The following is a 22,872-nucleotide window of genomic DNA, read 5'->3' on the forward strand; positions in this document are numbered from 1 at the left end:
ACGTACGGGTGTTCGTCCAGCAGCGGAGTTCTGGCATTCGGGTGAACGAGGGCGAACGGGGGGAACCAAACGCCCGGCGCCGAGTTGATCAGGGTGCTCCGCTGCGGGGCACTCGGTACGAGAAGGGTTCATCGTGATCAAGAAGGTTCTGGCTACGGGCGCCGTCGCCGCCTCCATCCTCGGTCTCTCGGCGACCAGCGCCATGGCGATCGGTGACGACACGGGCACGACGTCGATCAACGGCAACGGTGCCGAGTCGGAGTACGGCAACAGCGCGACCAAGGGTGACCAGAGCCCGCAGCTCAGCCTCGTCCAGGGTTCGCTGAACAAGCCCTGCGTCGCCCTGCCGGTCAAGGCCAACGTCGGCGCGCTCGCCGGCCTTCTGGCCGCGGTCGCGGTCCAGGACGTCAACGTCCTGTCCAACCCGCAGAACCAGCAGTGCGCGGACAACTCCACGCAGGCCAAGGGTGACGAGCCGCTGTCGCACATCCTGTCGGACATTCCGGTTCTCTCCGGCAACGGCGCCGGCAACAGCTGACCGGGCCACAACGACCGGTCCGGGCCGCCGACACTCCTCCATCGTGCGGCCCGGGCCTGCAGCATTCGGGCGGTTTTCCGGGAAACGGCTCCCATAGCGTTTCGATGTCGCCCGTCAATCGTTACGGATTACAGCTCCGGAGTCACGAGTGCATTCGCAAGAAGTGCTCGTACGGCGCGAAAGACGTGTCCGTCCAGGACTCCGCTGCAGAAAGGGATGAAAGTGAAGTACACCAAGGTTGCCGCCGTCGCCGCCGGAACCCTCATGGCTCTGGGTGCCGCTGCTCCGGCCATGGCCGACGCCGGCGCCGGTGCCGTCGCCGCCGGCTCCCCGGGCGTCCTGTCCGGCAACGTCGTGCAGGTTCCGATCCACATCCCGGTCAACGTCTGCGGTAACACCGTCAACGTGATCGGTCTGCTGAACCCGGCGTTCGGCAACGCCTGCATCAACGACTGATCTTCGTGGACCGAGCCGACGGCTCGTCATGAGAAGGCCCTGGGACGCCTATGGCGCTCCAGGGCCTTCCTGCTGTCCTTCGGAGAAAAGCCGACGCGTGCAGTTTCCCCGTGCGCGGCTTGATCGTTGTCCCGGTCAAAGGCGGTGGAACGCCGCCCGAAGAAGGGATTTCGGAAAAGTGAAGTACGCGAAGACCGTCGCCGTTGTCGCAGGTTCCGTGGCCGCTCTCGGGGCGGCTGCTCCCGCCTTCGCCGCCACCACCCCAACGGCGCCCAGGCTCAGCCTCACCACCGGTGTCAACGAGCTGACGTCCACCGCTCCGCAGATCCCCGACCAGGTGGTGAACCCCGTGGTGGACGCGGTCGGACAGACCGCCGAAGCGGTGCACGAGGACGGCACGGTCACCAGGTCGGCCGAGACGGTGACGGGTGTGGCGGGGGAGGCTGGCGCACTCCTCGGCGGGCTGCCGCTCGGCCGCTGATCCGCCTCGCGGCGCCCGGCCGCCCTTTCTCCGCGCCGTTGTCGCCGTGCCGTCTCCCATGAATTATGTGACGGTCCTGACGGTGAAATCGTTCGAGTGAAATGGCGCAACCGAATGTCCCGGGCGGAGTTGAACAGAATGCTCCGGACAGGCGGGCAACAGAAATACCAGAAGGGCACGTTCATGATGAAGAAGATTCTGGCGTCGGCGGCAGTCGCTGCCTCCGTCGCCGGTGTTTCCGCCGCCGCGGCCCCCTCGGCCATGGCGATCGGCAACGACAACGGCACCACCACGGTCAACGGCAACGGCGCCGACCAGTACTACGGCAACAGCAGCACGCACGGCGACATGAGCCCGCAGATCGGCCTCATCCAGGGCTCGTTCAACAAGCCCTGCATCGCGCTGCCGGCGAAGGCCAACGTCGGCTCGCTCCTCGGGCTCGTCCCGGTCTCGGTCCAGGACATCAACGTCCTGTCCTCCCCGCAGAACCAGCAGTGCACCGAGAACTCCACCCAGGCCAAGGGTGACGAGGCCCTGTCGCACATTCTGGACGACATCCCGATCCTCTCGGGCAACGGCGCGGGCAACAACTGACACCCCGCCACCCCGGCTCTCCCTGCGTCCGACCAGGCCAGGGCGCACCGTTACCCGCCTCGTCGTAGTTCGTGAACCGCGTGGGGCCGTTCCGTCCGTGCCGCAGCCGGCCTCCAGGCCGGCCGCCCGGCGGGAACGGCCCCACGCGCATGTCCGCACCCTCCGGTCTGCACGTCGGGTAGCCCGATAGTGCGGGAATTGGGCCGGTTGCCGTACGGGCGGCCCACGGAGCCCGGGGGGACGGGTAGATGCGCCTCATGGACCCGTACGACAGTCATCACGCGCCCGGCCACGACCGGTTGCCCGAGAGTTCCACGCCCATCTACGACCGGCTGCTCGCCGAATGGCGGGACGCGGCGCGGCGCGAGGCCGGGCCGGGCCCGGTGGAGGCGTCGTCCGGACCGCGGGGGAGCCGCGGCTCCGCGCGAGGCCGGAAGGGCGCGTTCGTCCCCGCCGCCCGTGCGGAGGAGGGGCGCGGGTAACGGCCGCGTCGACCTGAACGGAAGATCCAACCCTTTCGGGTGGTGAACCGGAACTAAACGCTCCGCTTGCGGTTAACAGTACGTTCCACAACGGGACGCTCCGAAAGGTGAAGCGTAATGAAGAAGATGACCGCCGCCGCCGCTGTGGCTGTGTCCCTGATCGGTCTCTCCGCCGCCGCGGCCCCGGCCATGGCGATCGGTGACGACCACGGCACCACCACGGTCAACGGCAACGGCGCCGAGGCCGAGTACGGCAACAGCGCGACCAAGGGCGACCAGAGCCCGCAGCTCAGCCTCGTCCAGGGCTCGCTGAACAAGCCCTGCATCGCCCTGCCGGTCAAGGCGAACGTGGGCTCGCTGATCGGTGCCATTCCGATCGCGGTCCAGGACATCAACGTCCTGTCCAACCCGCAGAACCAGCAGTGCGCCGACAACTCCACCCAGGCCAAGGGTGACGAGCCGCTGTCGCACATCCTGAACGACATCCCGGTGCTCTCGGGCAACGGCGTCGGCAACAACTGACACCACCGAGCGCGGGCGGTCCGGGGCGTATCGCCTGAGGGCCGCCCGCCTTCGGCTGTGTGGCGCACATGACGGTGCCCACCACCCCACGGGGGGTGGTGGGCACCGTCATGTGCGCGGGGCGCGGATCAGCCCAGGCTGCGTACGGGCATGAGGCAGTGGGCGGAGGTGCGGATGGTCTCGGGGTCGCCCACGAAGGCCCGCAGCTGGTCCTCGCCGACCGGCTGCCCGGGGACGGCCACGGGCCACGGGCGCGTGGCGAACATCCCGTGCACGGTGCCCTCCGACCGGGCCGCCGCCAGCCACTCGCGCGGCACGGTGTACTGCGCGGTGAAGTGAGGCAGCGTCAGGACGGCCTGCCCGGCCTGGACGAGCAGCTTCACCGGGAGGTTCGGCTGCTCCGAGGCGTCCAGCGTCTCGCCTCCCACCCGCAGACCGCTGCGCTCCAGAGCGGTGTGCATGGCCCTCTCGCCGGCCTCAGGACCGCCCGGGGCGTCGCCGAGCGTGTAGGTGAGCAGGAAGGCGGTCTCACGCCCCGTGCCGGGGTTCGGCCCGCTCCAGCCGATCAGGATCTGGGTGCCCAACTGGGCAGGGGAGAAAGGGGCGGTGGGGGATGTGGGTGAGGTCATGACCGGCACCCTAACGGCCGGAGACCGGTCCTTGTGCACCCGTATCACCTGATCGGGGAAGATCGATCTCAACTCGGTCCAATCCGGCGCGGAATGCTCCGGCACCGGGAAAACCCGTTGACGGCCCGTGGAGCCCCCGGGCTAGGGTGTGCGCAGTTCGAGGAAACAGGAGGTGAGGACATTGATGACTGTCGTAGCGGTGGGCGCTGCCCACGACCCGGAGTACATCGTTCCCACCCCTGCGGCCACCGGCTGACCTTGACCTTCTTCCTCCGCGCCTGAACGCGCGGTGCCGGGGCCGCCCTTGTGAAGGGTTTCCCTTGTCTTTCTCCCTTTCCCAGGCTTCCACCCCGTCGCACCCGCTGGCCCCGTACGGCTGGGACGACGCGTGGGCCGACACCTTCGCCCCGTACGCCGAGCAGGGACTCCTGCCGGGACGCGTGGTGCGGGTGGACCGCGGCCGGTGCGATGTGGTCACCCCGGACGGCACCCTCCAGGCGGACACCGCCTTCGTGGTGCCCCGTGACCCGATGCGGATCGTCTGCACCGGCGACTGGGTGGCCGTCGACCCGGACGGCGACCCGCGGTTCGTCCGTACGCTCCTTCCCCGCCGCACCGCCTTCGTACGCTCGACGTCCTCGCAGCGCTCCGAGGGGCAGGTGCTCGCCACCAACATCGACCACATCGTCATCTGCGTCTCGCTGGCCGTCGAGCTGGACCTCGGGCGGCTGGAACGGTTCCTGGCACTGGCCATGTCCAGCACCGACGGAGCCGCGCTGCTCGGCGACGGGGCCGGGCCCACCGGTCACGGGGCGGCCGAGGCGCATCCGCTCGTGCTGCTGACCAAGGCCGACCTCGTCCCGGACGTCATCACGCTGTCCCACCTCGTCGAGGATGTCGAACGCATCGCCCCCGGGGTGCAGGTGCTCCCCGTCAGTTCCGCCACGGGGGAGGGCGTCGACGTGTTCCGGGCGGTCGTCGGCGGCGGTACGAGCGTGCTGCTCGGCACCTCCGGCGCCGGAAAGTCCACTCTCGCCAACACGCTGCTCGGGGAGGACGTGATGGATGTGCGGGCGGCGCGGGACGTGGACGGCAAGGGCCGTCACACCACGACCACGCGCAACCTCCTGGTGCTGCCGGAGGGCGGTGTCCTCATCGACACCCCCGGGCTGCGGGGGGTCGGCCTCTGGGACGCGGAGGCCGGCGTCGGCCAGGTCTTCTCGGAGATCGAGGACCTGGCCCGGCGGTGCCGCTTCCACGACTGCGCCCACGTCGCCGAGCCGGGCTGCGCCGTCCTCGGCGCCGTCGAGGACGGCTCGCTGCCCGAGCGGCGTCTCGACAGCTACCGCAAGCTGCTCCGCGAGAACCACCGCATCGCGGCGAAGACGGACGCACGGCTGCGCTCGGAGAATCTGCGCGAGTGGAAGCGCAGGGGAGCGGAGGGCAAGGCGGCCATGGAGATGAAGCGGGGCAGGCTGCGCTGACGGAGCGGCCGGGGCGGCGGGGGTGAGCGGAGCGGCCGGGGTGGCCGGGCGGTCACCCCGGCCGTCGTTCAGCCCCAGATGACGGCGCCCAGCCAGGCCCCCACCACCAGGAGACAGCAGAAGAGCTCCGCGAGCACCGAGTACCCCGTCGCCCGCATCACCGACCTGAGCGAGGTCCAGCCCGCCGACCGGCTGCCCAGGCGCAGCCGTTCGGCACCGTAGACCGCACCCACGTATCCGAGGATCCCGCCCACCACCGGGACCACGAAGAAGCCGACGATCGCCGCGATCCCGCCGGCCATCAGCGTCCTGCGCGGCGCCCCCGACTCCCGGGGGCGCCGCGCGGGCAGCAGTGCCTTCAGCGCCTGGTTGAACAGCAGCAGGCAGGTCGCGCCGATCAGCACGCCCCAGGCGACCGGGGTCGGGTCCGTCAGTGCCCACCACAGCACAGCGGCCCAGACGATCGCCTGCCCGGGCACGCCCGGCACCAGGACGCCGACCAGGCCGAGCAGCATCACCGCCCCGACGGCAACGAGCTGCCACACACTCATTCGACCAGCGTGCAGGAGGACGCCGGGTCCCGCCCGTCAGCGCGGCCCCGGGAGCGGCCGAAGGTGCGGACCGGGCGGTCAGCGCGGGGCGCGGGCCACCCAGCCGCGTTCGTACGCGTGCCAGCCGAGCTGGAGCCGGGTGGTGACCCCGGTCAGCTCCATGAGCCCCTTCACCCGCCGCTGCACCGTCCGCAGCCCCAGGTCCAGCTGCTTCGCCACGCTCGCGTCCGTCAGACCGGCCAGCAGCAGCGACAGGATCTCCAGATCGGTCGCGTCCGCGCCCGGGCCGTTCTCCTCGCTGATCCCGCCCGTGCCGAGCCGCAAGGGCATCGCGTCCCGCCAGACGGCCTCGAAGAGGCCCATCAGGGACTCCAGCAGTCCGCTGGCGTGGATCACCAGCGCGGCGGGCTCGGCCCCCCGGCCGGTCAGCGGCACCATGGCCAGCGCGGCGTCGGCGACCACCAGCTTCGTCGGCACCCGGTCCACCACCCGGCACTGCTCGTCGCGGCTCAGGGCCGCCGACAGCTCCACGATCCCGGACGGCAGCGACAGCACGTCGCGCTCGACGACCACGCGGTAGGACACGCCCCGCATCGCCGCCCGTTCCTCGGACTCGTTCTCCATCCCGGTGACCGCGATCGGCTTCCCGGTGACCAGCGCGCAGACCTCGGAGGTGGCGCCCAGCTGCAGTTGATGGAACCGGTGCGCCACGGCGCTCGCGCCCGTCACCACCTCGACCAGGTCGTGCACCGCGGGTTCGGCGGCCTCCGCCCGGTACTCCTCGGCGAGCAGCGCGGACGCCAGCTCGGCCTGTTCGAGCTCATGGCGCTGCTGGGTCAGCAGGGCGCCCAGCGCGACCCCGGGCGGCGCGGCGACCCAGCGGTCCGCCCGTGACGAGGACTGGGCCACGAGCCCCTGCTGTTCCAGCCGGCGCAGCGCGCGCTCGGTGTCCGCCTCCGGAAGGGCCAGCCGGCGTGCGAGGTCGGAGAGCTCCGCGGCGCCGGCCGCGACCAGCGCCCGGTAAGCGGCTTCCTGTCTCTCGTCGAGTCCTATCGCTGACAGCATCCTCGGCCCTCCCCGGATCGGTGCTCGCGCAAGCCTGTGCCCGTCGGGCGGGGTGTGCGGTGGCGGAAAAGAGCCACGGCGTAAACCCGCCGGGCCCATCATGCCCCGTAGCACCTGTCTCTCTGACAATCTGGCGCCACCGCAGCAACAGCCGCCCCATGGGTGGCGGGCTGATCGCAGAGACCGGCCCGCCGGACGACCTTCCCGTGGGGGGTGGGGACGTCCGGCGGGTCACCTCGTGGTGCCACTTCCGGGCCACTTTTGCCGATGACCCGGTTTCGTTCGGCGCGAGCGGTCGACAATACGGTCATGAGCCAGCAGGGGGAGAAGCCGGCCGCCCACGAGGACGACTGGTGGCGCGCGCTGTACGACGAGACCGCTCCGGACACCGGGCCGAGCGGCGCGGCCGACAGCCTCGACGACCGCTTCGACTCGGCGTCGGACGCCGTGGGCGGACCGGAGGCGGAGCCGGTGGACCACCCGGTCACGGTGGTGCCGCTGCCCGACCCGCGCCTGCCGGAGGCGGACCACGTCCCGGGGGAGGGCCCGCAGCCACCGAAGGGCTCCGCGCCCGCGCCCCCCGTGGCGGTGCCCCCGCCCCCGCCCACCGTCGCGGTGGGCCGCGCACCCTGGGAGGCACCCGCCGGGCCGGCCGGGCCGCGGACCTTCGCCGTACGGGCGCCCGCCGCACCCCTGGTCCCCGAGCCACCGCAAGCGCCGGAACCGCCGGTACGCCCCGAGGTCGGCCACATCGGCGACCGCCCGCCCACCTACGACGCCGAGCCCGTCGCACTCCCCGCCTCCGGCCCGGACGACCTCGACGCCCTCGTCCCCGACACGGTCCTCGACGGAGCCAGGTACGGGACGTACACCCTGCGCGCCGCCTCCGTGCGCGGGGACTCGGCGCGCTTCCGCGGTGAGCCCCGCCGCGACGCCCTGCTCACCGCCCGCTTCGGCACCGGCGACGACGCCCTGGTCCTGGTCGCGGTGGCCGGCGGCGCCCGCGGGGCGGAGCAGGCCCACCGCGCCGCGGCCGACGCATGTCGCTGGATCGGCGGATCGGTCGCCCGCAGCCATGCCCGGCTCTCCGACGACATACGGCAGGGCCGCAGGGGGGACCTCAAGTCGGGGCTGCACCGCCTCACCGACCGCACCTACGGCAAGCTGCGCGCCCGCGCCGCCGAGCTCGGCCTCGAACCGTCCGCGTACACCGCCGGCCTGCGCTGTCTGCTGCTGTCCGCCGACCCGGAGTGCCGCACCCGGGTCTTCTTCGGCACCGGGCCGGGCGGCCTCTTCCGCCTCCGCGACGGGGCCTGGCAGGACCTCGATCCCGAGCTCCCCGCGACCGGCGGGGCGGTGCGCGAACAGGGCCCCGGCGGGGACCGGCTGACGATGGACCTCCAGATCACCACGCCCCCCTCCCCGTACGCCGAGGACCCGCCGCCACCGCCCGCGGAGCCCTTCCGCTTCCGGGCGTCCGTCGCCCGCCCCGGGGACACGCTGCTGCTCTGCGGGAACGGCCTGGCGGAACCGATGCGCGGTGAGCCGGCGCTCGCCGAGGAGCTCGCGCGGCGCTGGGGGGCCGACGGCCCGCCCGGGCTGCCCGCCTATCTCGCCGACACCCAGCTGAGGACCAAGGGGTACGCCGACGACCGTACGAGCGCCGCGGTCTGGGAGGCGTAACCGCGCACGCCGTGGGTTGATGGGAGTTACGGACAGCCGGAGGCAGAGAGGGTGCGCACCCATGGCCAAGCAGAACGTGTCGGAACAGTTCGTCGACATCCTCGTACGGGCGGGGGTCAAGCGGCTGTACGGCGTCGTCGGCGACAGCCTCAACCCCGTGGTCGACGCCGTCCGGCGCAACCCCTCCGTCGAGTGGGTCCAGGTCAGGCACGAGGAGACCGCCGCGTTCGCGGCCGGTGCCGAGGCGCAGATCACCGGCACCCTGGCCGCCTGCGCCGGGTCCTGCGGGCCGGGCAACCTCCACCTCATCAACGGCCTCTACGACGCCCACCGCTCCATGGCCCCGGTGCTCGCGCTCGCCTCGCACATCCCGTCGAGCGAGATCGGCCTCGCCTACTTCCAGGCGACCCATCCTGAGCTGCTCTTCCAGGAGTGCAGCCACTACAACGAGATGATCTCCAACCCGCAGCAGATGCCACGGCTGCTCCAGACGGCGATCCAGCACGCCATCGGCCGCGGCGGCGTCAGCGTCGTGACCATGCCCGGCGACATCGCCTCGCAGCCGGCCCCGGAGAAGTCGATCGAACACGCCCTGGTCACCTCGCGGCCCTCCGTGAAGCCCGGTGACGAGGAGATCGACAAGCTCTGCGCGATGATCGACAAGGCCAAACGGGTGACGCTGTTCTGCGGGAGCGGGACGGCGGGCGCGCACGCCGAGGTCATGGAGTTCGCCGAGCGGGTGAAGGCCCCGGTCGGACACGCGCTGCGCGGCAAGGAGTGGATCCAGTACGACAACCCGTACGACGTGGGCATGAGCGGGCTGCTCGGCTACGGCGCCGCGTACGAGGCCACCAACGAGTGCGATCTGCTGATCCTGCTGGGCACCGACTTCCCGTACAACGCGTTCCTCCCGGACGATGTGAAGATCGTCCAGGTCGATGTGCGCCCCGAGCACCTGGGGCGGCGGTCCAAGCTCGATCTGGCCGTCTGGGGCGACGTACGCGAGACGCTGCGCGCCCTCACGCCGCGCGTGAAGGTCAAGACCGACCGCAAGTTCCTCGACCGGATGCTGAAGAAGCACGCCGACGCGCTGGAGGGCGTGGTCAAGGCGTACACCCGCAAGGTCGAGAAGCACATCCCGATCCATCCCGAGTACGTCGCGTCGGTCCTTGACGAACTCGCCGACGACGATGCCGTGTTCACCGTCGACACCGGCATGTGCAATGTGTGGGCGGCCCGCTATCTCACACCCAACGGCAAGCGCAGGGTCATCGGTTCGTTCAGCCACGGCTCGATGGCGAACGCGCTGCCGCAGGCCATCGGGGCCCAGTTCACCGACCGGAACCGGCAGGTCGTGTCGATGTCCGGCGACGGCGGATTCACCATGCTGATGGGCGACTTCCTCACGCTCGTCCAGTACAACCTGCCGGTGAAGGTCGTCCTGTTCAACAACTCCTCGCTCGGCATGGTCGAGCTGGAGATGCTGGTCGGGGGGCTGCCCTCGTTCGGTACGACCAACAAGAACCCCGACTTCGCGGCCGTCGCGCGGGCCTGTGGCGCCTACGGGGTGCGGGTCGAGAAGCCCAAGCAGCTGGAGAGCGCCCTCAAGGACGCCTTCAAGCACAAGGGCCCCGCCCTCGTCGACGTGGTCACCGACCCGAACGCCCTCTCCATCCCGCCGAAGATCAGCGCCGACATGGTCACGGGCTTCGCGCTCTCCGCCAGCAAGATCGTCCTGGACGGCGGGGTCGGCAGGATGCTCCAGATGGCCCGCTCCAACCTGCGCAACGTCCCGCGGCCCTGACCGGAGCCGTGGCCGGAGCCGCCCGGCGGCCTCGGTACTGTTGAGGGCATGCGACCGACCCCCTCCGCCGGCGACGGCCCGGTGCCGGCCACCGGCGGACCGGGGGCCGCGCCGTGACCAGGGAGACCCGCACCGTGCCGGAGCAGGACCCGGGGGCGGTGCGGGCGCCGTTCGTCATCCACGGCTACGAAGAGACCGTCGCGCACGACACCAGCTGGAACGCCCACGCCCACCCCTGGGACGAACTGCTCTGGAACGAGCGGGGCGCCTCCATCGCTGTGGTGGGCGCACGGGCGTGGACGATCACCCCGACCCTGGGCCTGTGGATGCCGGCGGAGACCTTGCACTCCGGCTCCGCGGTCGCCGGGACCTGGTTCCGCGCGACCTTCTTCGGCCGTGCCACCACGCCCTCGCTCTCGGACGTCCCCGTGGCCGTCGAGATCACCCCGCTGCTCCGCCTGCTGCTGGAACGGCTCGGCGACGCCGGCCTGGACCCCGGTTCCCGGGCCGCGACGGAGGCGATGGTGCTGGACGTCCTCACCCCGTCCCCCCGGGAGCTGCTGGTCCAGGTCCCGACGTCGCCGCTGCTCCGCCCGATCGCCGACGCGGTGCGCGAGAACCCGGGTGACCAGCGCACGCTGTCCCGGTGGGCCGCCGAGCTGGGCGTCAGCACCCGCACCGTCACCCGCGCCTTCAACGCCGAGACCGGCACCAGCTTCGCGCGCTGGGTCGCCGGGGTCCGGGCGCAGCACGCGGTCGAACTCCTCACCCGGGGCTGGGAGGTGGAGGCCGTCGCGGAGGAGGTCGGCTACCGCTCGGCGAGCGCGTTCGGCGCGGCCTTCCGCCGTACGACGGGGCTGACACCGGGGTCCTTCCGGCCCCGCTGAGCGTGCTCCCCGCGACGCTGCCGGCCGGTCCCGCGTACTCCTGATGTCCCGATCGCTACAAGCTCTGTCTGAAATGGTTGATTGCGACAACCTGGTGGGTTTCATAAGGTCAAAGGGAAGCCAAGCCTTACCTAAGTGTCTTGAGTGAGTGTCTGCCCCGCGCGAGTGCCTTGAGCGTTTCCGGCGCACCGCCCACGCGGAGTGCGAGGCGGCACCGCCCATCCTGGAACTGGAGTACGGATCCATGCGTCCACACCCCCTTCGCGCAGTCGCCGTCGCGGCTGCCCTGCTGGTGGGCCTCACGGCCTGCGGCGGGGAGTCCGAGTCCGACAAGGGCACGAGCGGCAAGGCCGGTTCGGGGGCTTTCCCGATGACGATCGAGCACGCGCTCGGCACGACCACGATCCCGTCCGAACCCAAGCGCGTCGCCACGGTGAACTGGGCCAACCACGAGGTGCCGCTCGCCCTCGGCGTCGTCCCCGTCGGCATGGCCGCCGCGAACTTCGGTGACGACGACGGCGACGGAGTCCTGCCCTGGGTCGCCGACAAGCTGAAGGAGCTGGACGCCAAGACCCCGGTCCTGTTCGACGAGACCGACGGCATCGACTTCGAGGCCGTGGCCGACACGGAGCCGGACGTCATCCTCGCCTCGTACTCCGGGCTGACGAAGCAGGACTACGCGACGCTCAGCGACATCGCCCCCGTGGTGGCGTACCCGGAGGCCGCGTGGGCCACCCCGTGGCGCGAGATCATCCAGATGAACAGCAAGGCGATCGGCCGCGCCGACGAGGGCGAGAAGCTCATCGACGAGGTCGAGGGCGACATCAGGGAGACGGTTGCCAAGTACCCGCAGCTGAAGGGGAAGTCGGCGATGTTCATGACGCACGTCGACCCCAACGACGTGAGCGAGGTCGGCTTCTACACGAGCCACGACACCCGCACCCTGTTCTTCGAGGACCTCGGCCTGAAGATCCCCGGCAGCATCGCCGACGCGTCCAAGGGCACCGACAAGTTCGCGCTGACCAAGAGCGCGGAGCAGATCGACGCCTTCGACGACGTCGACATCATCACCGGTTACGGCGACGACAAGGGCGAACTGCTCAGGACGCTCCGGAAGGACCCGCTGCTCTCCAAGATCCCTGCCGTGGAGCGCGGTTCGGTCTACCTGCTGCCGGGCAGCGCCCCGCTGGCCACCGCCGCGAACCCCACGCCGCTGTCGATCTCCTGGGTGCTGGAGGACTACGTGGCCGAGCTCGCCAAGGCCGCGGACAAGGTCAAGTGACGACGCTCGACACACGGCACACACCGGACGCCGCCGTGGTGCGGCGTCCGGCGGGTGTCCGGATCCTCTGGCTGCTGCTCACCCTGCTCGTGCTGGCCGCGGTGACCGTGTTCTCGGTCGCCGTCGGCTCGCGCACCGTCGCCTGGTCCGACGTCTGGAGCGCGCTCGGCGGCGCGGACGGCACGCTGGAACAGGCGGCTGTCACCAAGCGGATCCCGCGCACCCTGCTCGCCGTGGTGATCGGCGCGGCCCTCGGGCTGGCCGGCGGAGTCATGCAGGGGGTGACGCGCAACCCGCTGGCCGACCCGGGCATCCTCGGCGTCAACATGGGCGCGTCGCTGGCCGTGGTCACCGGGGTCGCCTTCTTCGGGCTCACCTCGCCGACCGGGTACGTCTGGGTCGCGATGGCCGGCGCGGGCCTCTCCGCCGTGTTCGTGTACACCGTCGGCTCCCTGGGGCGGGGCGGTGCCACGCCCCTCAAGCTCGCCCTCGCGGGCGCCGCGACCTCCGCGGCCTTCGCCTCGCTGGTGACCGCGGTCGTGCTGCCCCGCAACGACATCTCCGGGTCGTTCCGGCTCTGGCAGATCGGCGGTGTCGGCGGTGCCTCCTACGAACGCATCGGCCATGTGCTGCCGTTCCTCGGCGTCGGCATGCTGATCTGCCTGTTCTCCGCACGGGCGCTGAACTCGCTCGCCCTCGGCGACGAACTCGCCGCCGGGCTCGGCGAACGGGTCGCGGTCGCCCGTGCCACGGCGGCGGTCGGCGCCGTCGTCCTGTGCGGCGCCGCGACGGCGGCCGCGGGACCGATCGGCTTCGTCGGACTCGTCGTCCCGCACGCCTGCCGCCTGATGGCCGGCGTCGACCACCGGTGGCTGCTGCCGTTCTCCGCGGTGACCGGCGCCGCGCTCCTGACCGCGGCCGACGTCGTCGGACGGATCGTGGCCCGGCCCTCGGAGGTCGACGTGGGCATCGTGACGGCGCTGATCGGCGCCCCGTTCTTCATCTGGACCGTCCGCCGTCAGAAAGTGCGTGCCCTGTGAGCGCCCCCGCCGTCACCCGGCCCTCCGTCCTCCACGAGGTCACCCGAGGACGCGTCAGGAACGCCTCCCGCCGGCGCCTCGTCGCGCTGGCCCTGGCCGTGCTCGTCGTCGCCGCGTTCGCCGTGACGCTGATGGCCGGCCAGACCTTCTACCCGCCCCGCGACGTGGTCAGGGTGATCTTCGGGGAGCAGGTGCCCGGGGCGTCGTTCACCGTCGGACGGCTGAGGCTGCCGCGCGCGGTGCTCGCCGTCACGGCCGGATTCAGCTTCGGCATGGCCGGTGTCACCTTCCAGACGATGCTGCGCAACCCGCTCGCCAGCCCCGACGTCATCGGCATCAGCTCGGGGGCGAGCGCCGCCGCGGCCATCGCGATCGTCACCCTCTCGCTCGGCGAGACCCAGGTGTCGGTCCTCGCGATCGTCGCCGCCCTCGTCGTCGCCCTGCTCGTCTACACCCTGGCCTTCCGCGACGGGGTCGTCGGCACCCGCCTGATCCTGATCGGCATCGGGATCTCCGCGATGCTCGACAGCATCACCTCGTACGTCCTGTCCCGCGCCGCCGAGTGGGACCTCCAGGAGGCCACCCGCTGGCTGACGGGCAGTCTGAACGGCGTCGGCTGGGACCAGACCGTGCCCGCGGTGATCGCGCTCGCCGTGCTGACCCCCGTCCTGCTGTCGCAGGGACGCAACCTGTCCGCCCTGCGCCTCGGCGACGACACCGCCTCGGCCCTCGGGGTCCGCGTCGAGCGCACCCGGATCACGGTCATCGTGGCCGCCGTCGGCCTGATCGCCTTCGCCACGGCCGCCGCCGGACCCATCGCCTTCGTGGCGTTCCTGTCCGGCCCGATCGCGGCCCGGATCGTCGGGGCGGGGGGCTCCCTCCTGGTGCCCGCCGGACTGGTCGGCTCGCTCCTGGTCCTGGTCGCCGACTTCGCCGGCCAGTTCGCCTTCGACACCCGCTACCCGGTCGGCGTCGTCACCGGGGTGCTCGGAGCGCCGTACCTCGTCCACCTGATTGTCCGCACCCATCGGGCTGGAGGCTCGATATGACCACGTCCCACTCCCTCACGGCCGAGCGGCTGACGCTCGGCTACAGCGACCGCGTGGTCGTCGAGTCCCTCGACCTGACGGTGCCGCCCGGCAAGGTCACGGTCGTCGTCGGGGCCAACGCCTGCGGCAAGTCGACGCTGCTGCGCTCGATGTCCCGGCTGCTCGCTCCCCGGAAGGGACAGGTGCTCCTGGACGGCAGGCAGGTGCACCGGATGCCCGCCAAGGAACTCGCCCGCACCCTGGGGCTGCTGCCGCAGTCACCCATCGCCCCCGAGGGCATCACGGTCCTCGACCTGGTGGGCCGGGGCCGCCACCCCCACCAGGGCGTCTTCAGCCGGTGGAGCGAGAGGGACGACGCCGCCGTGGCGTCCGCCCTGGAGACCACGCAGACCGCGGAACTCGCCGACCGCGCGGTGGACGAGCTCTCCGGCGGCCAGCGCCAGCGGGTCTGGATCGCCATGGCGCTGGCGCAGCAGACCGATCTGCTGCTGCTCGACGAGCCCATAACGTTCCTCGACGCCAGCCATCAGATCGAGGTGCTCGACCTGCTGACCGACCTCAACCGGACACGGGGGACGACCGTCGTGATGGTCCTGCACGACCTCAACCTGGCGGCCCGGTACGCGGATCACCTCATCGCCCTCGCGGCGGGGCGCATCCACGCGGCGGGGACCCCCGCCGAGGTGCTGACGGAGGAGACGGTCGAGACGGTGTTCGGCCTCCGGAGCCGCATCATCGAGGACCCGGTCTCCGGAAAGCCCCTGATGCTTCCCATCGGCCGCCACCACGTACGCGAGGAGGCCGGCGTGGGCTTCCCTCAGCGGGAGGACTCACATCAGGCGTAGGGTCCCGGGCCCGGTCCGCTCCGTGATGATCTCGACGAGGACGTCGAAGAGCGTCGGACCGCGGCCCGCCCGGGCCTCGGCCAGCTCCTCCTTGACGCGCGCCCTGTTGCTGTGGTGCACCCGGGGGAGCCGCGCTTCCAGCCGGCGGGCGGTCTCCTCGTGGCCCAGCGCGCGGGCCGAACGGGCGTGGTCGTGCCACTCGATGACGAAGTCGCCGTCCTCCGGTGTGCCGAAGCCACCTCCGAGGCAGTCCGCGAAGGCGTCGAGATTACGGCCGAAACGGCCGCCGGGGCCGTTCACCGCCTCCCCGACCACATCCCAGAAGCTGTCCAGGCCGGTGATCCGGGAGCCGTCGATCACATAGGTCACGGTCATGCGTGGAGCGTACAAGCGCGTGCCCTCCCGCCTCGGCCCGATGGCCCGCGCCGCAGGTGGGGGACTACGGCGCGGACCGGACCGGGGTGTGCGGCTCAGCAGTCGTGGTCGACCAGGTCGAAGGACTCGTAGTGGTCCGCGGTGTAGTAGTCCTCCTCGGCTTCCTCGCCCGTCACGATCCGACGGGCCCCGCGGTCCGAGGAGCCGGGCGTGATGACCGTGTACTCGTGGTAGTAGCCCGTGCTCTGGCTGGGCAGCAGGGCCTCGCGGTTCTGGAAGACGGTGCCGTCCTGCTCGTACGGGAACGGGCCGCCCGCGTCGATCAGGTCGAGCGTGTCATGGGCCTGGGAGGGCAGCGCGGAGTAGCAGATGCTGCCGACCGCCGCGGCTTGGGGAGCCGTCGCCGCCGATGCGGTGACCGGCCCGCCGACGAAGAGGACGGACAGGAGGGCGGCGATGCCGCCGAGCGTGGTGATCCGTGGGGGGATTCGCATGCCCACCATGATGACGCGCGTAGAACCCCATCCGTCAACGCCAACACGAGTGAATTTTTGGGAAGTTAACCGTGAGTACGAAAACGTAACCCCGCAGCCGTCCGCCCGGCGCCGCGTGACCTCCCGTTCATATGTTGACGCCTCAGGACGCGTGACGGCGGCCCTGTGGGGCATGCATCCCGTGACGGTGTTCGAGACATGACGTCACGAAACGGAATGCGAGGAGGCCGATCCGAAGTGCGTGCGGGGGACATGACGATGCGACAGGAGAGCCCGCCCATGCGGCTGTACCGCAGACTCGGGCACACCGACCTCTCGGCCGTGGGGGAGACACGTGCCGCGCTCAGGGAATTCCTGCGCTACCGCAGGCGGCCCGAGGAGACCGAGGTCGCGGAGCTGCTGCTCAGCGAGCTGGTGACGAACGCCCTCATCCACACGAGGAACGGCGCCGTGGTCACGGTCACCTCGGCACCCGCGAGGCTGCGGGTCGAGGTGCGCGACTTCGTGACGGGGCAGGAGCCCGCGCCGTACGTACCGAACGCCGACGACGGTACGCACGGAAGGGGGCTTCTCCTCGTCCAGAGCCTGGCGGACTCCTGGGGAGTCATGACACAGGCGCTGGGCAAGGTGGTCTGGTTCGAGCTGAACGCCGGGACGGCCTGACGCTCAGCCGAACTGCTGCTCCAGGTCCTTCAGTTTCTGCTCCAGCGAGTCGAGCCGGGGCAGGGCCTGGGTGTCGTCCTCGGCCGTGAGGTCGACGGTCGCGGGTTCACCGGCGGGGGGCGGCACCGAAGCGCTCCTGGGAGGCGTGCCGTTCACTGCCTGGAGGGAAGGCCGGGGGCGGAGAGGCAGCTGTCCCGGTTCCGTCTGGGGAGGTTCCACGGCCGGGGGGCCTCCCGGTGCCGGGACGAGGGCCTGGACGTCCACCTGACGGCCCGAACGGCCGCCGCGCCCCCAGACCCGGTTCTGCCGGTTCAGTGCCTTGATGTGGGCCCGGTCCAGCTTGGCCTGGTCCCTGCGGCGGTGCCGGCTCTGCTCCTTCTCCTGACGGTCCTCGCGGACGTCGTCCACCGCCTCGTCCAGGGTGCGTACGCCTTCGAGGAGCATCAGCGACCAGGCGCCGAAGGTCTCCCTGGGGGCGCGCAGCCACCGTACGATCCGGATCTGCGGCAACGGGCGGGGCACCAGGCCCTGTTCACGCAGGGCCGCCCGGCGGGTCTGCTTCAGCGCGCGGTCGAACAGTACCGCCGCCGAGAGCGACATCCCCGCGAAGAAGTGCGGGGCGCCCGCGTGGTCCATCCCGCGCGGTGCGTGCACCCAGTTGAACCAGGCGGCGGCACCGGCGAACGTCCACACCAGCAGCCGGGAGCCCAGCGCGGCGTCGCCGTGGCTGGCCTCGCGGACCGCGAGCACGGAACAGAACATCGCGGCCCCGTCGAGCCCGAACGGAACGAGGTATTCCCAGCCTCCGGAGAGGTTGAGATTCTGCCGGCCGAAGCCGACGAGCCCGTGGAAGGAGAGGGCGGCGGCGACGGCGGCGCAGCAGAACAGCAGGACGTACGAGGCGGTCGCGTAGAGCGCCTCCTTGCGCCTGCGGCGTTCCTCGCTGCGTTCCCAGCTGTCGTCGGCCGTGGCCTTTTCGGCGGCGCGCTTGCCGCGCGCGACCACCGTCACCGCCGCCAGCACTCCCACGAGCAGTACGGCGCCCGGAAGCAACCAGTCAAGCGAGATGTCGGTCAATCTCATGCGCGGTCCCTTGTGTCACGTAGGACGTTTCGGGCGCCATTCTGGCGGAAACAACGTCTCTCCCCGCCGCTTTCGGGACTAGCGGACGCCATTGGGTTCGCGCGTCCTCCCTATGGGTGGAAATCAACCGAACGCCCGCGCGGATAAGCCGAGTTGAGTTCGAATGCCAGTCGCTCGCCCGGGTGGCGCGGGCTGTCGCGAGGTTCAGGCGGCGGGGGTGAGCTTCCGGACACGGTCGGCGTCACAGGTGCGCGGGCAGGTCACGCAGGTGTCCTCGGGCCGCAGGGTGTAGAAGAGGCAGCAGCTCGCCCGGTCACGCGTCGGGAGCGATTCGCCGTCGGGGCCGGTCAGTTCACGGAAGCCGGCCGTGCCCACGTACGGCTTGGTGGTGCCCGGCAGCAGCAGCTCCAGCTCCTTCATCGCGCGGCTCTCCTCGCCGAGGAGGTGGGCGATGTACCAGAGGCCCTCGACGATCTCGTCGGTCGCCATGCCCCACAGTGCCCGCTTCCCGCGCCGCATACGTGGCCGGAAGCCGTCCAGTACCGGTTCGAGGTGCTGCGCCACGGAGTCGAGGACCTCGGTCCGCAGCGCCTGCTCGTCGGCCACGACCCGGGCGCCGGGGAGGCCGGCCGCGGGGTCGTCGGGCAGACAGGCGAACTCGCTGACGCGCAGGGTCAGATGGCCCAGGCCCCGGTGGAACGAGACGTCGGCGACGGGGATCCGGGGCACCCGCCGGTGCGTGAACCACGGCAGGGTCACCAGCAGGCAGGCGGGCCAGGCGTAACGGTGGAGCCCGAAGCTCGCCACCACGTCGGGCCGGGCCCTGGTGCCGTAGTCCCGCAGCACCTGTGCCTCGTCCCAGGCCAGGAAGTCGTCCAGCGCCGTGCCGCCCGCCGCGAGCTCGGCCGCGCCGACCCATCCGCTGCCCGAGGGCGCCGCGGCGTCGTCCGCGAGGACCTCGGCGCGCAGCCCGGGGAAGACCTCGGCCAGGCGGGTGTACGCCGCCGTCAGGGGGGACGGGGCGGTGGCGGCGAGCAGGGCGGGCACGGTCATGGAGGGACCACCGAATCACGATCTCTTGCAGGTAAGCCTTACCTTACCCGAAGTGATCGGTGTTTGAACTGAGGCCCGCTCCGCCTATCGTGCACAGGGGCCGGGCGCGCGCGAGTCGGCCCGCCAGTGCGAGGAGGTTCGGGTGGAGCAGGGCAGAGCGCGGGAGAGCGCGCGGCCGTACGCGTCCGCGGGGACCCCGCAGGACGTCCGGGTGCCCGAGCAGGCACGCGGCGAACACACCCACAGCGAGCCGCCCCCGCCCCGTACGGTCCAGCGGCACTCGGTGCGCGGGCAGATCCTGGACGCCCTGCGCGCCGCGCTGGTCGACGGGGAGCTGGCCCCCGGGGAGGTCTACTCGGCCCCCGCGCTCGGCGCCCGCTTCGGGGTGTCCGCGACCCCGGTGCGCGAGGCGATGCAGCAGCTGGCCGTGGAGGGCGCCGTCGAGGTCGTGCCGAACCGCGGCTTCCGGGTCAGCGAGCGGGGCCCCCGCGAGCTGGCCGAGCTCGCCGAGGTGCGCGCCCTGATCGAGGTTCCCGTCATGCTGCGGCTCGCCCGCGCGGTCCCGGCGGCCGGCTGGTGCGCGCTGCGCCCGCTGGCCGACGCCACGGTCGCGGCGGCGGCCGTGGGCGACCGGGCGGCGTACGCCGAGAGCGACCGCGCCTTCCACGGCGCGGTCCTCGCGCTGTCGGGCAACCAGCAACTGGTGGCGGTCGCCGACGAGCTCCACCGCCGGTCCCAGTGGCCGCTGGTCAACAGCCCCGCCGGCCGCCGGGCCGACCTGCTCGCCGACGCCTCGGAACACACCGCGCTGCTGGACGCGCTCATCGCCCGGGACCTGACGGTGGTCCAGTCCCTCGTACGCGAACACTTCAACGGCGCGGACGTCTGAGACCCCGGGCCCGCCGGGGGCTCAGTTCGCCTCGACGGTCTCCGGGGCCGGGGGTTCCAGCCGGGGCGCCAGCCAGGTCGGCACGCCGCCCAGCAGCCGGAACAGCCGGCCCGCCTCGGCGCGCAGCCGGGCGGCCGCCTCGGGCTCCGGTTCGGCGTCCGCGAGCGAGATGAGCGCCGGGGCCGTGCCCACGAGATAGCCGAGCTCCTCCCTTATCCGCAGCGACTCCGCGAAGCCGTGCCGCGCCTCCGCCAGCTCGCCCTCGCCCAGGGCGAGCGAGGCGAGGTGCCGCCAGGTGAAGGAGAGCAGGAGCTCGTCACCCCGGGCCGTGGCACCGGCGTGCGCCCTGCGGTACGCCGCGCGGGCGGACTGGGGCGAGTCGGCGATGTTCTGGGCGATCAGGCCCCGGCGGAAGTCCAGCAGGGGACGGCCGGGGGCCGCGGGGGAGAGCAGCGCCGCGGCCCTGCTGAGCGCCACGCTGGCCTCGTCGGCCCGGTCGCGCGCCCCGAGCAGCGTCGAGGCGTAGGCGAGATAACCGCGCTCGCAGGCGGCGGCCCCGCGCTCGGAGTCGTCCTGGGCGAGCGCCTCGGCGGTGCGCAGCGCGTCCTCGGCGTCGGTCCAGCCCGCGCCCGTGTAGAGGCACCGCTCGGTCAGCAGCGAGGTCCGCTGGAGAGCGGCCGCGGGGTCGGTGGCCGCCCGGGGTTCGAGCAGTGCGGCCGCGTCCGTCCAGCAGGCCCGTGAGCGCAGCCGCCATACCGCGGTCTGGAGCGGCGGATCGTCATCTGCGGTCGTTCCGGAACCAGACATGGCGGTATGCGCCACATTGCCCTCCCCGAGCGCGCCATCGAGCTGTGGAGGCCGGTCGGCGAGCGCCGGGACCGGCCAGGGTCTGCGCGCATCTCAGCACGGAATGGCACGCCGGGCCAAGGGGTGGGATCAATGTCAGGTGAAAGATTTCACAATCATCTGAAGCCCGGGAGGGCGGTGAGGGGCCCGGGAAGTCAGCTCATACGCAGGGCGAGGAAGAAATCGAGCTTGTCCTCCAGGCGTGAGAGGTCACGTCCCGTCAACTGCTCGATACGTCCGACGCGATAGCGCAGCGTGTTGACGTGCAGGTGCAGCCGGGCCGCGCAGCGGGTCCAGGAACCGTCGCAGTCCAGGAAGGCCTCCAGCGTCTCGATCAGCTCCGCGCGGTGCCGCCGGTCGTAGTCGCGCAGGGGGTCCAGGAGCCGGGCCGTGAAGGCGCGCCGGACGTCGTCCGGGACGAAGGGCAGCAGCAGGACGTGCGAGGCGAGCTCGTGGTGGCCGGCCGCGCAGACCGGGCCGGGCCGGGCCGCGGCGACCCGGCGGGCGTGCCGGGCCTCCTCCAGCGCGCCGCGCAGCCCCTCCGCGGAGTGGACGGCTGCGCTGACACCCAGTGTCAGGCGGCCGTCGTCCGCGAGACCGGCGGAGAGCGGCGTACGGACGCTGTCGAGCAGGGCGTCCGCGTGCAGCGCGGAGTCCCGCGGCTCCGCGGCGCCGGATTCCCCGGGCGCCTCCGCCTCGTCGGGGCCCTGCGCGGGAAGCGCGGTCAGCGGTACGAGGGCGATGGCCTCCTCGCCCGTGTGCGCCACGGCGATCCGGTCGGCCGAGTCGGGGCCCGCCACCGCCGGGTCGACCAGGATCTCCTCCAGCAGGGCCTGGGCGGCCTGGCCGCCCGAGAGGTCCGCGCCCTCGGCCGACCACTCGACCCGGGCCACCACGACCTGCCAGTGCGGCGCCGTGCCGACACCCGGCAGCAGGACCGGGGCGGCCACCCGCAGCCTGGCCGCGATCTCGGCCGGCGCCGCGCCCGTCTGGACCAGTTCGAGGACCTCCTGGGCGAGCCTGCGGCGCACCGCGCGGGCCGCGTCGCGGCGGTCGCGTTCCACGGCGATCAGCTGGGTGACGCCCTGGAGCAGATCCAGCCGTGCGGCCGGCCAGTCACCGGCGTCCGCAGCCACGGCCAGCAGCCACTCCGAGAGCACGGACTCGCGCACATCGCGGGACGGGGCGGGCAGCGCCCCGCGCCCGGTGTTCCGGATCGGGAACAGCGAATAGGCCGTACCGTCCACCTCCGCCCGGTGCGGTCCCGGGCGTCCGGTGCGGGTCGCCGCGAGATGGCGGCCCGCCAGCTCCGCGCCGGTGCGCGCGGACAGGGGCTCGCCCGCCCCGGCGATCTGCCGGCCCGTGGGGGACAGGACCCAGGCGCGCAGATCCAGGTCGGAGGTGAGCAGGTCGAGGACCACCTCGGGGCCGCCGCCGGCCGGGCCCGAGGTCATGAGCCTGCGGTGGCGGTCGACGACGGCGGCCAGGTCACCGGCCCGCTCGCCGGAAACCTGGCGCACCACGTGCTCGGTGATCGTTGCGAACGCCACCGTCTCGTCGACCGCGAAGAGCGGCAGCCGGTGCCGCAGACACGCCTCGACCAGATCGTCGGGGACGGCCCCCAGCTCCGCCTCGCCCGCGGCCAGACCGGCCACGCCCGCGCTCGCCAGGATCCGTACGAACGGCTCCGTGTCCGACGCGTCCCGGCGCCACGCCAGACCCGTGAGGACCAGCTCACCGCCCGAGAGATAGCGGCTGGGGTCGCGCAGGTCGGTCGTCATGACGCCCCGGACCGAACGGTCCAGCTCGTCCTCGCCGCCGAGCAGCCGGAGGCCCAGCGCCTCGGTGTCCAGCAGTGCGCGCAGCCGCATCGTCGATTGCCGCCGATCTCTTCGTGGGTGCGGGGGAGGGCGGAGGTCACCTGTGAATTGCGGTGAGGTTACCGGTACCCGCCATTCGTTCGAATCTACAAGACACGGACGGGGACCAGCCAATTCCTTCATGGTTTCGGTGACTGCACCGGGTGGAGCATGGCTTGTGTACTGGGTCACACACTGCGTGAACACCACATGAACGA

At 71.9% G+C, this 22,872-nt stretch carries 25 protein-coding genes; 16 read left to right on the plus strand and 9 right to left on the minus strand.

Annotated features, from left to right (window positions below; translation table 11 throughout):
* The first annotated feature begins 133 nt into the window (after positions 1 to 133).
* The 6 genes from JKV81_RS10105 to JKV81_RS10130 all read left to right on the plus strand — a co-directional run bounded on the left by JKV81_RS10105 (position 134) and on the right by JKV81_RS10130 (position 3,073).
* Positions 134 to 538: a rodlin gene (locus JKV81_RS10105; protein ID WP_099174987.1), complete on the plus strand. Its 405-nt coding sequence runs from the start codon at positions 134 to 136 to the stop codon at positions 536 to 538.
* A 222-nt stretch (positions 539 to 760) separates the two neighbouring features.
* A complete protein-coding gene (locus JKV81_RS10110; RefSeq protein ID WP_129266213.1) occupies positions 761 to 994 on the plus strand; it encodes a chaplin in 234 nt (77 codons plus the stop codon).
* Between the two features lie 178 nt (positions 995 to 1,172).
* Positions 1,173 to 1,475: a hypothetical protein gene (locus JKV81_RS10115; RefSeq protein WP_129266214.1), complete on the plus strand. Its 303-nt coding sequence runs from the start codon at positions 1,173 to 1,175 to the stop codon at positions 1,473 to 1,475.
* A 183-nt stretch (positions 1,476 to 1,658) separates the two neighbouring features.
* Positions 1,659 to 2,069: a rodlin gene (locus tag JKV81_RS10120; protein ID WP_129266215.1), complete on the plus strand. Its 411-nt coding sequence runs from the start codon at positions 1,659 to 1,661 to the stop codon at positions 2,067 to 2,069.
* A gap of 248 nt (positions 2,070 to 2,317) precedes the next feature.
* Positions 2,318 to 2,551, plus strand: coding sequence for a hypothetical protein (locus tag JKV81_RS10125; RefSeq protein WP_372444112.1), 234 nt, complete (start codon positions 2,318 to 2,320; stop codon positions 2,549 to 2,551).
* A 117-nt stretch (positions 2,552 to 2,668) separates the two neighbouring features.
* Complete coding sequence (locus JKV81_RS10130) at positions 2,669 to 3,073, plus strand: rodlin (protein ID WP_129266216.1); 405 nt, start codon at positions 2,669 to 2,671, stop codon at positions 3,071 to 3,073.
* 128 nt (positions 3,074 to 3,201) lie between these two features.
* Here the strand turns inward: JKV81_RS10130 and JKV81_RS10135 are convergent, their stop codons facing one another.
* A complete protein-coding gene (locus JKV81_RS10135; protein ID WP_129266217.1) occupies positions 3,202 to 3,702 on the minus strand; it encodes a DUF5949 family protein in 501 nt (166 codons plus the stop codon).
* A gap of 320 nt (positions 3,703 to 4,022) precedes the next feature.
* Between JKV81_RS10135 and rsgA the strand changes: the two genes are divergently transcribed.
* Positions 4,023 to 5,186, plus strand: a complete 1,164-nt coding sequence (gene rsgA, locus JKV81_RS10140) for a ribosome small subunit-dependent GTPase A (RefSeq protein ID WP_202075442.1) — start codon at positions 4,023 to 4,025, stop codon at positions 5,184 to 5,186.
* A 68-nt stretch (positions 5,187 to 5,254) separates the two neighbouring features.
* Here the strand turns inward: rsgA and JKV81_RS10145 are convergent, their stop codons facing one another.
* Positions 5,255 to 5,737 carry a DUF456 domain-containing protein gene (locus JKV81_RS10145; RefSeq protein WP_129266219.1) on the minus strand — a complete coding sequence of 161 codons (483 nt, stop codon included), beginning with the start codon at positions 5,735 to 5,737 and terminating at the stop codon, positions 5,255 to 5,257.
* Positions 5,738 to 5,815: 78 nt separating this feature from the next.
* A complete protein-coding gene (locus JKV81_RS10150) occupies positions 5,816 to 6,802 on the minus strand; it encodes a helix-turn-helix domain-containing protein (RefSeq protein WP_099174993.1) in 987 nt (328 codons plus the stop codon).
* A 309-nt stretch (positions 6,803 to 7,111) separates the two neighbouring features.
* On the opposite strand from JKV81_RS10150, the gene JKV81_RS10155 reads away from it, so the two are divergent.
* From JKV81_RS10155 to JKV81_RS10185, 7 genes are all read left to right on the plus strand, one after another.
* The gene (locus JKV81_RS10155; RefSeq protein ID WP_129266220.1) at positions 7,112 to 8,485 is read left to right on the plus strand and encodes a protein phosphatase 2C domain-containing protein; all 1,374 of its coding nucleotides are present in this window, start codon (positions 7,112 to 7,114) and stop codon (positions 8,483 to 8,485) included.
* Positions 8,486 to 8,546: 61 nt separating this feature from the next.
* Entirely contained in the window at positions 8,547 to 10,289 is a 1,743-nt protein-coding gene (locus tag JKV81_RS10160) for a pyruvate dehydrogenase (RefSeq protein ID WP_129266221.1), read from the plus strand.
* Between the two features lie 113 nt (positions 10,290 to 10,402).
* On the plus strand, positions 10,403 to 11,176 hold the full coding sequence (locus JKV81_RS10165; RefSeq protein ID WP_202075443.1) for a helix-turn-helix domain-containing protein: 774 nt from the start codon (positions 10,403 to 10,405) through the stop codon (positions 11,174 to 11,176).
* A 244-nt stretch (positions 11,177 to 11,420) separates the two neighbouring features.
* Positions 11,421 to 12,458 carry an iron-siderophore ABC transporter substrate-binding protein gene (locus JKV81_RS10170; protein WP_129266223.1) on the plus strand — a complete coding sequence of 346 codons (1,038 nt, stop codon included), beginning with the start codon at positions 11,421 to 11,423 and terminating at the stop codon, positions 12,456 to 12,458.
* On the plus strand, positions 12,455 to 13,498 hold the full coding sequence (locus tag JKV81_RS10175) for a FecCD family ABC transporter permease (RefSeq protein WP_129266224.1): 1,044 nt from the start codon (positions 12,455 to 12,457) through the stop codon (positions 13,496 to 13,498). Before JKV81_RS10170 ends, JKV81_RS10175 begins: the two co-directional genes overlap by 4 nt.
* Positions 13,495 to 14,547 (plus strand): FecCD family ABC transporter permease, encoded by a 1,053-nt coding sequence (locus JKV81_RS10180; RefSeq protein WP_129266225.1) that lies wholly within the window; start codon positions 13,495 to 13,497, stop codon positions 14,545 to 14,547. Before JKV81_RS10175 ends, JKV81_RS10180 begins: the two co-directional genes overlap by 4 nt.
* Entirely contained in the window at positions 14,544 to 15,392 is an 849-nt protein-coding gene (locus JKV81_RS10185) for an ABC transporter ATP-binding protein (RefSeq protein WP_202075444.1), read from the plus strand. Before JKV81_RS10180 ends, JKV81_RS10185 begins: the two co-directional genes overlap by 4 nt.
* Here JKV81_RS10185 and JKV81_RS10190 read toward each other — a convergent pair.
* Both JKV81_RS10190 and JKV81_RS10195 read right to left on the minus strand, forming a co-directional pair.
* Positions 15,378 to 15,767 (minus strand): barstar family protein, encoded by a 390-nt coding sequence (locus JKV81_RS10190; protein WP_202075445.1) that lies wholly within the window; start codon positions 15,765 to 15,767, stop codon positions 15,378 to 15,380. The two genes, JKV81_RS10185 and JKV81_RS10190, sit on opposite strands and share 15 nt — an antisense overlap.
* 95 nt (positions 15,768 to 15,862) lie before the next feature.
* Entirely contained in the window at positions 15,863 to 16,261 is a 399-nt protein-coding gene (locus tag JKV81_RS10195) for a guanyl-specific ribonuclease (RefSeq protein WP_129266227.1), read from the minus strand.
* A gap of 252 nt (positions 16,262 to 16,513) precedes the next feature.
* On the opposite strand from JKV81_RS10195, the gene JKV81_RS10200 reads away from it, so the two are divergent.
* On the plus strand, positions 16,514 to 16,924 hold the full coding sequence (locus JKV81_RS10200; protein WP_164992729.1) for an ATP-binding protein: 411 nt from the start codon (positions 16,514 to 16,516) through the stop codon (positions 16,922 to 16,924).
* Between the two features lie 3 nt (positions 16,925 to 16,927).
* On the opposite strand, the gene JKV81_RS10205 is transcribed toward JKV81_RS10200, so the two are convergent.
* Both JKV81_RS10205 and JKV81_RS10210 read right to left on the minus strand, forming a co-directional pair.
* Positions 16,928 to 18,007: a DUF2637 domain-containing protein gene (locus JKV81_RS10205; protein WP_099175003.1), complete on the minus strand. Its 1,080-nt coding sequence runs from the start codon at positions 18,005 to 18,007 to the stop codon at positions 16,928 to 16,930.
* Positions 18,008 to 18,211: 204 nt separating this feature from the next.
* Positions 18,212 to 19,060, minus strand: coding sequence for a (2Fe-2S)-binding protein (locus JKV81_RS10210; protein WP_202075446.1), 849 nt, complete (start codon positions 19,058 to 19,060; stop codon positions 18,212 to 18,214).
* A gap of 142 nt (positions 19,061 to 19,202) precedes the next feature.
* Between JKV81_RS10210 and JKV81_RS10215 the strand changes: the two genes are divergently transcribed.
* Positions 19,203 to 19,949, plus strand: coding sequence for a GntR family transcriptional regulator (locus tag JKV81_RS10215; RefSeq protein WP_129266229.1), 747 nt, complete (start codon positions 19,203 to 19,205; stop codon positions 19,947 to 19,949).
* A 21-nt stretch (positions 19,950 to 19,970) separates the two neighbouring features.
* On the opposite strand, the gene JKV81_RS10220 is transcribed toward JKV81_RS10215, so the two are convergent.
* Both JKV81_RS10220 and JKV81_RS10225 read right to left on the minus strand, forming a co-directional pair.
* Entirely contained in the window at positions 19,971 to 20,756 is a 786-nt protein-coding gene (locus JKV81_RS10220; protein WP_124275467.1) for a hypothetical protein, read from the minus strand.
* Positions 20,757 to 20,950: 194 nt separating this feature from the next.
* The gene (locus JKV81_RS10225) at positions 20,951 to 22,666 is read right to left on the minus strand and encodes a PucR family transcriptional regulator ligand-binding domain-containing protein (protein WP_129266230.1); all 1,716 of its coding nucleotides are present in this window, start codon (positions 22,664 to 22,666) and stop codon (positions 20,951 to 20,953) included.
* Between the last annotated feature and the right edge of the window lie 206 nt (positions 22,667 to 22,872).

Source organism: Streptomyces silvae, from assembly GCF_016745505.1.
Lineage (GTDB): Bacteria > Actinomycetota > Actinomycetes > Streptomycetales > Streptomycetaceae > Streptomyces > Streptomyces silvae.

What these genes read in the sequence shown, in the direction of transcription:
- JKV81_RS10120 (WP_129266215.1), top strand. Translation starts at nt 1,659, where the DNA reads ATGATGAAGAAGATTCTGGCGTCGGCGGCAGTCGCTGCCTCCGTCGCC.
- JKV81_RS10125 (WP_372444112.1), top strand. Translation starts at nt 2,318, where the DNA reads ATGCGCCTCATGGACCCGTACGACAGTCATCACGCGCCCGGCCACGAC.
- JKV81_RS10130 (WP_129266216.1), top strand. Translation starts at nt 2,669, where the DNA reads ATGAAGAAGATGACCGCCGCCGCCGCTGTGGCTGTGTCCCTGATCGGT.
- JKV81_RS10135 (WP_129266217.1), bottom strand. Translation starts at nt 3,702, where the DNA reads ATGACCTCACCCACATCCCCCACCGCCCCTTTCTCCCCTGCCCAGTTG.
- JKV81_RS10145 (WP_129266219.1), bottom strand. Translation starts at nt 5,737, where the DNA reads ATGAGTGTGTGGCAGCTCGTTGCCGTCGGGGCGGTGATGCTGCTCGGC.
- JKV81_RS10150 (WP_099174993.1), bottom strand. Translation starts at nt 6,802, where the DNA reads ATGCTGTCAGCGATAGGACTCGACGAGAGACAGGAAGCCGCTTACCGG.
- JKV81_RS10155 (WP_129266220.1), top strand. Translation starts at nt 7,112, where the DNA reads ATGAGCCAGCAGGGGGAGAAGCCGGCCGCCCACGAGGACGACTGGTGG.
- JKV81_RS10160 (WP_129266221.1), top strand. Translation starts at nt 8,547, where the DNA reads ATGGCCAAGCAGAACGTGTCGGAACAGTTCGTCGACATCCTCGTACGG.
- JKV81_RS10170 (WP_129266223.1), top strand. Translation starts at nt 11,421, where the DNA reads ATGCGTCCACACCCCCTTCGCGCAGTCGCCGTCGCGGCTGCCCTGCTG.
- JKV81_RS10185 (WP_202075444.1), top strand. Translation starts at nt 14,544, where the DNA reads ATGACCACGTCCCACTCCCTCACGGCCGAGCGGCTGACGCTCGGCTAC.
- JKV81_RS10190 (WP_202075445.1), bottom strand. Translation starts at nt 15,767, where the DNA reads ATGACCGTGACCTATGTGATCGACGGCTCCCGGATCACCGGCCTGGAC.
- JKV81_RS10195 (WP_129266227.1), bottom strand. Translation starts at nt 16,261, where the DNA reads ATGCGAATCCCCCCACGGATCACCACGCTCGGCGGCATCGCCGCCCTC.
- JKV81_RS10200 (WP_164992729.1), top strand. Translation starts at nt 16,514, where the DNA reads ATGACGATGCGACAGGAGAGCCCGCCCATGCGGCTGTACCGCAGACTC.
- JKV81_RS10205 (WP_099175003.1), bottom strand. Translation starts at nt 18,007, where the DNA reads ATGAGATTGACCGACATCTCGCTTGACTGGTTGCTTCCGGGCGCCGTA.
- JKV81_RS10210 (WP_202075446.1), bottom strand. Translation starts at nt 19,060, where the DNA reads ATGACCGTGCCCGCCCTGCTCGCCGCCACCGCCCCGTCCCCCCTGACG.
- JKV81_RS10220 (WP_124275467.1), bottom strand. Translation starts at nt 20,756, where the DNA reads ATGTCTGGTTCCGGAACGACCGCAGATGACGATCCGCCGCTCCAGACC.
- JKV81_RS10225 (WP_129266230.1), bottom strand. Translation starts at nt 22,666, where the DNA reads ATGCGGCTGCGCGCACTGCTGGACACCGAGGCGCTGGGCCTCCGGCTG.